The organism is Mesorhizobium japonicum MAFF 303099 (genome assembly GCF_000009625.1).
GTDB lineage: Bacteria > Pseudomonadota > Alphaproteobacteria > Rhizobiales > Rhizobiaceae > Mesorhizobium > Mesorhizobium japonicum.
Map to the genome: position 1 here is coordinate 1020117 of NC_002678.2, position 12536 is coordinate 1032652.

Below are 12536 nucleotides of genomic sequence, written 5' to 3' on the forward strand. Positions count from 1 at the left end.
GTCCATTATGCCGCCCGCTATTCGCATCGTACGAGGACCATCATGACCGCCGCCCTGAACCCCTTAGAAACGGCTCTGGCGCCCGACCGTGCCCGCCGTGGCGGCCGCGCTGGAAAGCGCGCCGGAGGTTCGACCGCCTTTGAGCAGCCGGCTTTCCGTCAGCTGAAAAACCCGCTGGCGCCGACCAGGCTGGTGTCTGACGACGAACTGGAATCGATCCACCTCGCCTCCCTGCGCGTGCTCAGGGAGATCGGCGTCGACGTTCTGCACGACGAAGCCCGCCGCATCATGAAGGCGCATGGCGCCGATGTGCGCGAACGCTCGGAGCGCGTGCGCTTCGACGGCGACATGATCCTCGATCTGATCTCGAACTGCCCGTCGGAATTCACCATCCATGCCCGCAACCCCGCGCATAACGTCCGCTTCGGCGGCAACAATGTGATCCTGTCGATGATGGCGTCGGCGCCGAACTGCTCCGACATTGATCGCGGCCGCCGGCCCGGCAACCAGGCCGACTACCGCAATTTCCTGCGCCTTGCGCAGATGCACAACATCCTGAACTGCACAGGCGGCTATCCGGTCGAGCCGACCGACATCCATCCGTCGGTTCGCCACCTCGAATGCATCCGCGACCTCGCCACGCTGACCGACAAGGTGTTCCACATCTATTCGCTCGGCAAGGAGCGCAATGTCGACGGTATCGAGATCGCCAGGATCGCGCGCGGCATCAGCCATGAGCAGTTGCTGGAAGAGCCGTCCGCCTTCACCATCATCAACACCAATTCGCCGCTCAAGCTCGACGTGCCGATGATGGAAGGCATCATTCAGATGTCGAGCAAGGGCCAGGTCGTTGTCGTCACGCCCTTCACCCTCTCAGGCGCCATGGCGCCGGTCACCATTGCCGGCGCGCTGGTGCAGCAGAATGCCGAGGCGCTGTCCGGCATCGCCTTTGCCCAGATGGTGCGCAAGGGCGCGCCGGTCGGCTATGGCGGCTTCACCTCCAATGTCGACATGAAATCCGGCTCACCGGCCTTCGGCACGCCCGAATATATGAAGGCGCAGCTCGTCGGCGGCCAGCTTGCCCGCCGCTACAACATCCCCTACCGCACCTCCAACACCTGCGCCGCCAACACGGTCGACGCACAGGCAGCCTATGAGAGCGTGTTCTCGCTGTGGGGCGCCATCCAGGGCGGCGGCAATCTGATGATGCACGGCGCCGGTTGGCTCGAAGGCGGCCTGCGGTGCTCCTACGAAAAGACCATTCTGGATATCGACCTGTTGCAGATGGTGGCCGAATTCCTGACCCCGCTCGACCTGTCCGAAGAGGCGCTCGGCTTCGACGCCATCCAGTCGGTCGGCCCTGGCGGCCATTTCTTCGGCACCCAGCACACGCAGGACCGCTACAAGACCGCCTTCTATTCGCCGATCATTTCCGACTGGCGCAATTTCGAGACCTGGGCGGAAGCTGGCTCGCCAACGGCGATGGAGAAGGCCAACAAGGTCTGGAAGGAACGGCTGGCATCCTATGAAGAGCCCTACATGGACCCGGCAATCCGCGAAGAGCTCAACGACTTCGTCCAGAAGCGCACGGCCGAAGGCGGCGCGCCGACCGATTTTTGATCGTGCTTGTGGTGCGTAGTGACGCCAGCGACCGAAACCTCTGATTCAATTTACGCAAAAACGGACCTATCTTCATGAAATCCCACGTAAAAGCGGTTGTCATCGGCGGCGGCGTCGTCGGCTGCTCGGTGCTCTATCACCTGGCCAAGGCCGGCTGGACCGACATCATGCTGATCGAACGCTCGGAGCTCACCTCCGGCTCGTCCTGGCACGCGGCCGGCGGCTTCCACACGCTGAACGGCGACCCCAACGTCGCCAAGCTGCAGGCCTACACCGTGCAGCTCTACAAGGAGATCGAGGAAATCTCGGGCCAGTCCTGCTCGCTGCACCTGACCGGCGGCGTGATGATGGCCGATACGCCCGAGCGCATGGACTTCCTGCGGCTGGCCCACGCCAAGGGCCGCTATCTCGGCATGGACACCGAGCTGATCACGCCGTCCGAAGCCAAGGCGATGTTCCCGCTGATGGACGAGAAGAACTTCGTCGGCGCCATGTGGGACCCGGTCGAAGGCCATCTCGACCCGTCCGGCACCACCATCGCCTACTCCAAGGCGGCGAAGAAACTCGGCGCCGAGATCGTGCTGCGCAATCGCGTCGTTGATCTCACGCAGCAGCCGGACGGCACCTGGAACGTCGTCACCGAGCAAGGCACGGTCCACGCCGAGCATGTCGTCAACTGCGGCGGCTTGTGGGCGCGTGAGATCGGCCGCATGGTCGGCGTCGAACTGCCGGTGCTGGCGATGGAGCACATGTACCTCTTGACCGAGCCGATGCCGGAGGTCGAGGAGTTCAACAAGTCGACCGGCCGCGAGATGATCGGCGTGCTCGACTTCAAAGGCGAGATCTACACCCGCCAGGAGCGCAACGGCATCCTGCTCGGCACCTATGAAAAGGCCTGCAAGCCATGGTCGCCGGTCAACACGCCCTGGGATTTCGGCCATGAACTGCTGCCGCCCGATCTCGACCGCATCGCGCCGTCGCTGGAAATCGGCTTCAAGCATTTCCCGGGCATCGAAAAGGCCGGCATCAAGCAGATCATCAATGGCCCCTTCACCTTCGCGCTCGACGGCAACCCGCTGGTCGGTCCGGTGCAGGGCCTGACCAATTTCTGGTGCGCTTGCGCCGTCATGGCCGGCTTCAGCCAGGGCGGCGGCGTCGGCCTGGCGCTGTCGAACTGGATGGTGCATGGCGATCCCGGCTTCGACGTCTGGGGCATGGATGTCGCCCGTTTCGGTGAATGGGCCGGCCTGCGCTACACCAACGCCAAGGTGCGCGAAAACTACTCGCGCCGCTTCTCCATCCGCTTCCCCAATGAGGAACTGCCAGCCGCGCGGCCTGCGCAGACGACGCCGCTCTACGACACCATGCTCGCCAATAACGCCGTCATGGGCGACTCGTGGGGGCTGGAAACCCCGCTCTGGTTCGCGCCAAAGGGCAAGGAACCGAAAGACATCGTCTCCTTCCACCGCTCCAACGATTTCGGCCCGATCGGCGAGGAAGTGCGCGCCACGCGCGAGCGCGTCGGCGTCACCGAGATCGCCAACTTCGCCAAATACGAAGTGTCGGGACCTGGCGCGGAAGAGTTCCTCAACCGGCTGATGACCAACCGCATGCCGAAGACCGGCCGCATCGTGCTGACGCCAATGATCAACGAATTCGGCAAGCTGATCGGCGACTTTACCATCGCCAAGGCCGGTGAAGACCGCTTCATGATCTGGGGTTCGTCGGCCGCGCAGAAATACCACATGCGCTGGTTCGAGAAGCACCTGCCGAAAGACGGTTCGGTGCGCATCCATCGCTTCGACCAGACGCTTGTCGGCCTGTCGATCGCCGGACCAAAGTCGCGTGATCTGCTGCAGAAGCTCGTCGACGTCGACATCTCGACCAAAGCCTTCCGCTTCATGGATTTCCGCGAGATGGCGGTCGGCGGCGCGCCCTGCATGGTCAACCGCATCACCTATACCGGCGATCTCGGCTACGAGATCTGGATGGCGCCGGCCTACCAGCGGCTAGTGTACAAAGCGATCAAGGATGCCGGCGAGGAGTTCGGCCTGGTCGATTTCGGTATGCGCGCTTTGTTGTCGATGCGCCTGGAAAAGAACTTCCCGACCTGGTTCCGCGAGTTGCGGCCGATCTACGGACCGTTCGAAGGCTCGATGGACCGCTTCATCAAGCTCGAGAAGAACGATTTCATCGGCCGCGAAGCCGCCGCCAAGGAACAGGCGGAAGGACCAAAACTGCGCCGCGTCTCCTTCATCGTCGACGCCGCCGATGCCGACGTCATGGGTGACGAGCCGATCTGGGCCAAGGTCAGCAAGGATTACGGCACGGTGGAGAAGCCGCATGGCTACGGCGCGCCGCGCTTCGACGACAAGGGCAAGGAAGTGCGGGGCTCCAAGGCCGCCGAGGGCGCTTCCGCCGTGCGCGGCATCGCCGACGGCGAGTGGCGGGTGGTCGGCTGGGTGACGTCGGGCGGCTTTGCCCACTACGTCCAGAAGTCGATGGCGCAGGGCTACGTTCCTGCAGCCCTTGCCGAGGACGAAAGCGCCGGCCTGTTCGAGATCGAGATCCTCGGCCACCGCCGCCCGGCGCGCATCAATGTCGAGGCGCCTTTCGACCCGAGCGGCGAGAAGATGCGGACCTGAGGTTCAGCCATGGACAGCGCGGCGCCAAAGGGCAGCTTCGGTCGCCATCGCAAGATCATGCCGTTCGAGCCCGGCTCGATCGAGGCGCTGCGCGAAGGCTCCCGCCAGAAGGCGGCTTCGCTCAACCAGCATGTGCTGGGCTATGGCGCGCAGGCTGAAGCGGAATGGGCGGCGGCGGGCATTGCCGCCCCCGATCTTCCGGTGATGCGCCAATACCGGCTGGAGCGCATCCGCGCCGAGCTGAAGCGCCGCGGCTATGCCGGCGCCCTGCTCTACGACCCCGTCAACATTCGTTACGCCACCGACAGCACCAACATGCAGCTGTGGGTGGCGCACAATCCGACACGGCATTGCTTCGTCGCCACCGAAGGTCCGGTGGTGCTGTTCGACTATTTCTCCTGCGAGCATCTGTCCGACCATTCCGGCGTCGTCGACGAGGTGCGTCCGGCGGTCTCCTGGATGTATCTCTATGGCGGCGAGCTCACGGAGCAAAAGGTCCGCCGCTGGGCCGCCGGCATTGCCGATCTGGTCAGGGAACATGGCGGCGGCAACAGCCGCATCGCGGTCGATCACCTCAATCCGGAAGGCGTCGAGGAACTCGCGCGTCTCGGCGTCTCCATCGGCAATGGCGAAGCGGTGATGGAGAATGCCCGGCTTATCAAATCACCGGACGAGATCCTCGCCATGCGCCGCGCCATCATTGCCTGCGAGGCGGCGATGGGCGAGATGGAACAGGCTCTGCGGCCCGGCATTTCCGAGAACGAGTTGTGGGCCGAGCTGCACCGCGGCAACATTGCGCGCGGCGGTGAATGGATCGAGACGCGGCTGCTGGCGTCCGGCCCGCGCACCAATCCGTGGTTCCAGGAGTGCTCGTCGCGCACCATCGAAGCCGGCGACCTCGTCGCCTTCGACACCGACCTGATCGGCCCCTACGGCTTCTGCGCCGACCTGTCGCGCACCTGGCTGTGCGGCGATGCCAAGCCGACCAATGAGCAGCGCGACCTGTTCCGCATCGCCGCCGACCAGATCGAGCACAACACGCAGTTGATGCAGCCGGGCATCTCGTTTCGCGACCTTGTCGAGCGCTCGGCGGTGCCGCCGGGAGACTGCTTCCCGACGCGCTATGGCGTGCTCTATCACGGCGTCGGCCTGGCCGACGAATACCCTACCTTGCCGCATGCCAGCGACTGGACGCCGGACACGCCGGACGGCGTGCTTGAACCAGGCATGGTGCTGTGCGTGGAAAGCTATATTGGCCGGCTTGGCGGCCGCGAAGGCGTCAAGATCGAGGAGCAGATCCTGATCACCGAGACCGGCAGCGAGCAGCTTTCAACCTACCCGTTGGATGCGAGGCTGCTCGGCTAGCCCAGCCAAGGCTTCGCGCATTGCCCGGACGGTCTTTTCCGGCGTCGTCCTGGCAGTGATGAAGGGCAGGCCCTTGCGCCGTGCCGTCCAGCCGACAATCGCCACCTTGCGCGCCGCCGGCTCGAAACGCTGCGCTAACGCCCAGCTTTCGCAGTCGATCGCGGCGACATCTGCCCTGCCCTCGGCAACAGTAACGATCGAAGCGCGATGACCGCCGCTTTCGCTGCGCGAGGAAAAGATATCGAGACTTTCGCCGGCCGCCTGCAGATCACGCGTCAGCCCGATCATGCCCGACATGGAATCCAGGCTGTTGAAGGTGAAGCGCTTGCCTCGCATCAGGTCGAGCGGCAGCAGTGCCTTGCCGTCCGCGGGCGAACGGGCTTCCGATCCCTCGCCTGTCCGCATCACCAGCGCGCTGGAATAGAGCTCACCCTGCCCGCCCTCATAGGCGTCATAGCTTGGCTGGCCGATCACTTGCACATGGCTCGACAGGCCGAGTTCCATCGGCCCCCAGCAGGTCTGCGCGAAGAGCAGCGCCGGGTGCAGCCAGAGCTTGTGAAAATCAAGTTCATCCGGCGGCAATGTCGCAGGATCCGGCGCGATCCAGGCTCCCTCGGCATCATGGATGCCGCCCGGCACCGGCGGCAGGTCGCCATTGCGGCGCACGATGGTTTGCGGTGCGTCGATACCCTTTTGCCGGAAGACATCGCACAGCAGCGCCCACTGCGCATCGACCTCGCCGCGCACTTCGGGCCAGTCATACATCGGCAATGCCGCAATCGATTCACTCATGCCGATATCAAATCATCACGTCTGGAAAAAGGATCGCAAAAACGCGGCGTCCAATCAGAATTGGCCGACACGGAACCCGAGGGATGCCCCGAATTATTCCTTGGGCGGCTCGGCGGGCACCGGCGCCGTGCCGAGCCCATTGATGTTGCGCGCCCGGATGCGTGGCTTGAACGCCCGCCCGTGCTCAGGCGCACGCCGCAGCACCGGATGCACGATCGGCTCCTTCGCCTTGAAGGCATAGGCTTTGATCAGCGCGAAATAATTCGGATAAGCATAGCCATTGTTCATCCGCAGCCATTCGTCGCGACGCTCGCGAAACAGTTTCGGCAGCCTGTACCAGGCCACCGTAGGCGTCTTGTGATGGACGAAGTGCAGATTGTTGTTGAGGAACAGGAACGACAGCGGCGAGCGCTCGATGATCACCGTACGGCCTTCCGGATGCTCGGACCACTGATGCTCGGCAAAGGTGCGGATCGCGATCAGCGACTGGCCGAGCCAGACCGGCGCCAGAATGTAGAGCCACAGCGGAATGCCGAAGCCGAACTGCACGATCGGCGCCACGATGGCGAGGCCGATCGCATGCAGCAGCCATGCCTTGCGGATCGCCTTGTCGCCGGCCATCATCTGCTTGAAATCGTCGATGAAGAAGCCGATGCAGGACAGCCAGGGGCCGAAGAAGAAACGGCCGACCATGGTGTTGTTGATCTTGAGCAGGAACTTCATCGTCGGCGGCAATTCGTCATGCTGCCACAGCGCCTGGTAGTAGCTTTCGGGATCATCGAGCGGGTCGGTCAGCCGCTCGTCGGCATGATGGCGCAAATGCAGCGTCTTGAAGCGGCGGAACGGCCAGACCAGACCGATCGGCAGGAAGACGAAGGCTTCGTTGATCAACGCGCTGCGCGTCGGATGGCCATGCAGCACTTCGTGCATGATCGACGACTGCAATGCCAGGATGAAGCCGAGAAGAGCGAGCGCGAGGATGGGATAGGACGGCCAGAGCAGGAAACCGGTGCCAAGCCACGTTCCGTAACAGAAGAAAGCGAGAACCACGGTAGGCCATTCGATGGCCGGTACGTTGCGTCGCTTGATGCTCTTGCCTGTCATGCTATCGACCACTGCCCCTCAGTCGCCGGAACCCCAACTGGTTCCTGACAGCATAGTGTCAGGAGAAACGATTCCACTCAACGCGACAAAGTATACAAAATGTTGCGATTGCGCATTTTTGACCGCACATGTTACACATTGTAAACAACCTTAGGGATTCATTTACGCCTGGGACACCTCACCAAGCTGCTTTGGCGCAAATTTTTCCTCAAGATTCGGAGAAGCAGACGATGGACAAACGCGATCTGTCAGCAATCTTCCGGGAGCGTCTGAAGCTGCTCCTGACACGCTCCGACCTCAACCAGTCGGCCTTCGCGTCAGCAGTCGGCATCGACCGGTCGGCGTTGTCGCAGCTGATGTCAGGCGCGTCGACACGACTGCCGCGCGCCGAAACGCTGCTCAACATCGCCGCCGAATTCAAAGTGTCGCTGGACTGGCTGCTGGGCCTTAGCCAGGACGAAGGCGTCACCGGCGAAATCCGCGAAAGCCTGGAGATCGAGGAAGCGCCTGACGGTTTCGACCGCACGCTGCTCGCCAAATGGTTCGCCGAGGCCGCGGGTACCAAGATCCGCTACGTGCCGGCCGGCATTCCCGACCTGCTGCGGACCCGCGCGCTGGTCGACTACGAGGCCAACATCACCAACAGGAGCCGCCTGGCGCAGGCCAGCGAGACGCAATACCGCATCGAATACAACCGGCGTCCGGAAACCGACATGGAAGTCTGCATGCCGCGCCACACGCTGGAGATCTTTGCCCGCGGCCTTGGTGTGTGGGACCGTTTCCCCGAGGCCGACCGCCGGCAGCAACTCGCCCATATGGCGACGCTGCTCGACGATCTCTATCCGACCTTCCGCCTGTTTCTCTATGACGGCCGCATGCGCTATTCGATCCCGCTCACCATCTTCGGCCCCTACCGCGCCGCTATCTATGTCGGCGACATGTATGTCGTGCTGAACGCCACCCAGCCGGTCCAGGCGCTGACCCAGCATTTCGACAATCTGATCCGCGCCGCCGACGTCAATCCGCACGAGGCCGCCGCCTTCGCCCGAAATCTGGCCGGCATGTCGTTCCCGTCAGGCTCTGTCTGATCGACCGCAATCAGGGTCATCCGATTGCTTGGCTCCGACATGGTCGAGGGCCACGCCATTCGCATTGCCGAAGGTCGCCACAAATCATTGACTAGACATAAAGACTTCTTTATATCCTTATTCGAATTTGAAACACGAAAGCCAATCCGATGACCACCACCAATCCGATCGATGCCCTGCTGGCTGAAAAGGGCGTGCTGCTGGCCGATGGCGCCACCGGCACCAATCTGTTCGCGATGGGTCTGGAGGCCGGCGAGGCGCCGGAGCTGCTGAACGAAACGGCGCCCGACACCATCACCAACCTGCACCAGAATTTCGTCGATGCCGGCGCCGACATCATCCTGACCAACTCCTTCGGCGGCACCCGCCACCGGCTGAAGCTCCACCATGCGCAGGATCGCGTGCATGCGCTCAACAAGCGCGCCGCCGAGATTGCCCGCGCCGTCGCCGACAAGGCCGGCCGCAAGGTGATCGTCGCCGGCTCCGTCGGCCCGACCGGCGAATTGCTGGTGCCGCTTGGCGCCATGACCTATGACGAGGCGGTCGACGCCTTTGCCGAGCAGATCGAGGGTCTCAAGCAAGGCGGCGCCGAAGTCGCCTGGATCGAGACCATGTCGGCGCCCGACGAGATCCGCGCCGCCGCCGAAGCGGCGATCCGCGTTGGCCTCCCCTACACCTATACCGGCTCCTTCGACACAGCCGGCCGCACCATGATGGGCCTGCTGCCGAAGGAAATCCATGGCGTCGTTGACGGGCTGTCCGAAGCACCGCTCGGCGTTGGCGCCAATTGCGGCGTCGGCGCTTCAGACATCCTGGCCTCGCTGCTCGACATGACCGAGGCGAAGCCGCAGGCGACGGTGATCGTCAAGGGCAATTGCGGCATTCCGGAATTCCGCGGTACTGAGATCCATTATTCCGGCACGCCGGAACTGATGGCCGACTATGTTCGCCTCGCCGTCGATGCCGGCGCCAAGATTGTCGGTGGTTGCTGCGGCACTTCGTTCCAGCACCTTGCCGCCATGCGCAAGGCACTCGACGCCCACACCAAGGCGGGTCGTCCGACGGTCGAGACGATCGTCGAGCGCATCGGTCCGATGCGCAACAAGGTGGCGACGGAAAACACCGCCGAGACCAGCGAGGCCCGCCGCGAGCGCCGCCGCAGCCGGGCCTGAGGATTTCGATTATTCGCTGTTGTCGGCGTAGCTCGATTGCGCCGACCTGAAATCGACGACATTGTCGCCGCGCATCGTCATCAGCGCGCCGGAAGAAGCTGGATCGGTGATCTGTTCCAGCATGGCGCGGAAGCGGTCATTGGTCAGCGCCGACATTGCAGTGTGACGCGCCTGCGCGACATCGTCGCTGATGCGTCTGGATTCGGCCGATGGGGCTGATGAAACCGTCGAAGCGTCTCGCACCGGCGGCGGCGAGTTGGCGATAGTCCTGATCTGCAATTCCGGCTCCCTCAAGCCCTGTAAACAAGTCCGGTGTAGCAACAGGAAATTGCGATCCGGTACCGGAAATCTCGCGCAATTTAACGATCATGCCGGTTAACGCTGCGCCAGGATCCGTTGAGATTCAGGTCAGGCCGAGTCGAAAACGATGGGTTCCGAGAACCGGAGCGGAGCGTACTTTTGGGTACGTGAGCACCGGAAGCGCAGGAAACCATCGTTTGCAGGCCGGCCTCACCTGAATATCGACGGATCCAAAAAAAGGCCGGCAAGGGAATGACCCCTCGCCGGCCTGCCTCACCCGCCCGTGGGCCGGTTTCCCCTGTCAGAACGATCCCATCCGAAGGAAACCGGCCGTCATCGCCACTACCGGTTACCGCCCAGCGCCGAGGCAAGGCGCACAAGCGAGAGGAACTCGGACCTGTATCCAAACGGGTCGGCTCCTCGGGCGGCAGTGGCAATCTCCATGATCTTGTCGTAGCCGAACTTCGCGGTCGCATCCTCGTCGCGCAGCTTCTGGCCGAAGGCAGCCACCGCGACGGAGAAACGCTGGTCGGTGCTGGCCTGGTCGAAGGACGCCACCTCGTTGGCCGAGGTCACCGGCGTGGTGATCAGCTTCGAGACGTCCTCGTTGGGCAGCTTGTAGCGGATCTTGACGAAGGCATATTCGTCCGCATTGGCGACGCCGCCATTGTTGACCGTGGCCTGGCCATAGCGCAGCGGATCGATCTGCTCGCCGCCGCTGCCCTTCGGGGTGATCTCATAGATCGCGGTGACCGAATGGCCCGAGCCGATATCGCCGGCATCGACGCGGTCATTGTTGAAATCCTCGCGGTTGAGAGCCCGGGTCTCGTAGCCGATCAGGCGGTATTCGGAGACCTTGTTGGGGTTGAACTCGACCTGGATCTTCACGTCCTTGGCGATCGGGAACAGCGTCGAGGAGGCATCCTCGACCAGCACCTTCTCGGCCTCGGCCAGCGTGTCGATATAGGCGGCGGTGCCGTTGCCGTTCTGGGCGATGGTCTGCATCATCTGGTCGTTCAGATTGTCGTGGCCGAAGCCGAACACCGACAGGAAGACGCCGCTCTTGCGCTCCTGTTCGATCAGGCGCTTGAGATCATCGTCGTCGCTCTGGCCGACATTGAAGTCGCCATCGGTGGCCAGCATCACCCGGTTGACGCCGTCCTTGACGAAGGATTGCTGGGCAAGCTTGTAGGCCTCCTTGATGCCGGCCTCGCCGGCCGTCGAACCACCGGGCGTGAGATTGTCGATCGCGTTGAGGATCTTGTCCTTCTCGGCAGCCCTGGTCGGCATCAGCACGGTGCCGGCCTCACCGGCATAGGTGACGATCGAGATCGTGTCGTCGGCCCTGAGCTTGCTGACCAGCAGCCGGAATGCAGATTTGAGCAGCGGCAGCTTGTCCGGCTCGTCCATCGAGCCCGAAACGTCAATCAAGAAGACCAGATTGGCCTTCGGCTGCTCGGTCGGCTTGATGTCGAAGCCCTTGATGGCGACATGCATCAGCTTGGTTTGCGCGTTCCACGGCGTCGGCATGACGCTGACGGTCGAGTTGAACGGCGTCGACACCGAGTCCGGTCCCTTCCAGTCATAGGGGAAGTAGTTGATCATCTCCTCGACACGGACCGTGTCGGCCTGCGGCACGGAGCCTTCCTTCAGCGAACGGCGCACAAAGGAGTAGGAGGCCGTGTCGACATCGATCGAGAAGGTCGAGACCGGATCTTCCAGCGCGGCATGCACCGGATTGGTCTTGAAGTCCTGGACGCGGTTGCGGTTTTCCTCCTGCGGCGCGATCTGATCCGCCGGCGCCATGGTGGGCTGCGGCGCCATCAGCTTGGACTCGGCAGCCGGCACGCGGGTGAGCCGCGACGTGCTCGGCGCGGTGCTATTCAGCGTGAATTCACCTGTCGGCGCCGGCGGTGCCGGCTCGGCCACCACCGCGCGTTCATTGGCAGTCTGCTGAGCAGTACCGCCGGCCTGGGCCGCTTCGGATTTCGGCGGCGAAGCCGGCGCCACAAGCACGTTGGTCGCATCGCGGCTTTCCACATCCGCGTCGGCCTTCTTGTCCTTGGCCAATTCGGTCGGAGCCTGCTTCGGCTCGGCCGGCTTCAACGTCGCCGGCTTGTCGGCCAGCGTCTCGGTGATCTTTTCGTCGCCGCCGAATTTGGCCGGCTGTTCCCTCAGCAGATGGAAAGTGGCGTATCCGGCGATCGGCAGGGCGACGAGCCCGGCAAGGGCCGGCGTGGCAATGAGTTTCTTTTGCATGATCTCGCTCCAGAGCTTTTGTGCTCGCTCTGTGAGACGAAGGCCGCCGACCGATCCTTGGGTGACAGCAGAAATATCTTCCTGGTCATAGGCGCGCAGGGCGGCTTCGAAGGCGCGCGCCTTCGCGCTCTCGCCCGGCGCCGGTGCCGCGATATCGCGCAGCCTGTTGAGTTCGTTGTCGTCGACCATGG

At 63.3% G+C, this 12536-nt stretch carries 9 protein-coding genes; 5 read left to right on the plus strand and 4 right to left on the minus strand.

Annotated features, from left to right (window positions below; all coding sequences use genetic code 11):
* Window positions 1–42: 42 nt before the first annotated feature.
* The 3 genes from MAFF_RS06035 to MAFF_RS06045 all read left to right on the plus strand — a co-directional run bounded on the left by MAFF_RS06035 (window position 43) and on the right by MAFF_RS06045 (window position 5630).
* Window positions 43–1620 (plus strand): trimethylamine methyltransferase family protein, encoded by a 1578-nt coding sequence (locus MAFF_RS06035; protein ID WP_044550572.1) that lies wholly within the window; start codon window positions 43–45, stop codon window positions 1618–1620.
* Between the two features lie 74 nt (window positions 1621–1694).
* The gene (locus tag MAFF_RS06040) at window positions 1695–4265 is read left to right on the plus strand and encodes a GcvT family protein (protein WP_010909994.1); all 2571 of its coding nucleotides are present in this window, start codon (window positions 1695–1697) and stop codon (window positions 4263–4265) included.
* Between the two features lie 9 nt (window positions 4266–4274).
* Window positions 4275–5630, plus strand: a complete 1356-nt coding sequence (locus MAFF_RS06045) for a M24 family metallopeptidase (RefSeq protein ID WP_044547886.1) — start codon at window positions 4275–4277, stop codon at window positions 5628–5630.
* Here the strand turns inward: MAFF_RS06045 and MAFF_RS06050 are convergent.
* Both MAFF_RS06050 and MAFF_RS06055 read right to left on the minus strand, forming a co-directional pair.
* Window positions 5595–6422 (minus strand): phosphate/phosphite/phosphonate ABC transporter substrate-binding protein, encoded by an 828-nt coding sequence (locus tag MAFF_RS06050; RefSeq protein ID WP_010909996.1) that lies wholly within the window; start codon window positions 6420–6422, stop codon window positions 5595–5597. The two genes, MAFF_RS06045 and MAFF_RS06050, sit on opposite strands and share 36 nt — an antisense overlap.
* A gap of 93 nt (window positions 6423–6515) precedes the next feature.
* A complete protein-coding gene (locus MAFF_RS06055) occupies window positions 6516–7526 on the minus strand; it encodes a fatty acid desaturase (protein ID WP_032930644.1) in 1011 nt (336 codons plus the stop codon).
* 230 nt (window positions 7527–7756) lie between these two features.
* Between MAFF_RS06055 and MAFF_RS06060 the strand changes: the two genes are divergently transcribed.
* Together MAFF_RS06060 and bmt are read left to right on the plus strand one after the other, a co-directional pair.
* Entirely contained in the window at window positions 7757–8614 is an 858-nt protein-coding gene (locus MAFF_RS06060) for a helix-turn-helix domain-containing protein (protein WP_027043871.1), read from the plus strand.
* A gap of 149 nt (window positions 8615–8763) precedes the next feature.
* Complete coding sequence (gene bmt, locus MAFF_RS06065) at window positions 8764–9786, plus strand: betaine--homocysteine S-methyltransferase (RefSeq protein ID WP_010909999.1); 1023 nt, start codon at window positions 8764–8766, stop codon at window positions 9784–9786.
* A gap of 9 nt (window positions 9787–9795) precedes the next feature.
* Here the strand turns inward: bmt and MAFF_RS39740 are convergent, their stop codons facing one another.
* Together MAFF_RS39740 and MAFF_RS06075 are read right to left on the minus strand one after the other, a co-directional pair.
* Window positions 9796–10065, minus strand: coding sequence for a hypothetical protein (locus tag MAFF_RS39740; RefSeq protein ID WP_027046947.1), 270 nt, complete (start codon window positions 10063–10065; stop codon window positions 9796–9798).
* Window positions 10066–10428: 363 nt separating this feature from the next.
* Window positions 10429–12534 carry a VWA domain-containing protein gene (locus MAFF_RS06075; protein WP_044547894.1) on the minus strand — a complete coding sequence of 702 codons (2106 nt, stop codon included), beginning with the start codon at window positions 12532–12534 and terminating at the stop codon, window positions 10429–10431.
* Window positions 12535–12536 lie beyond the last annotated feature (2 nt).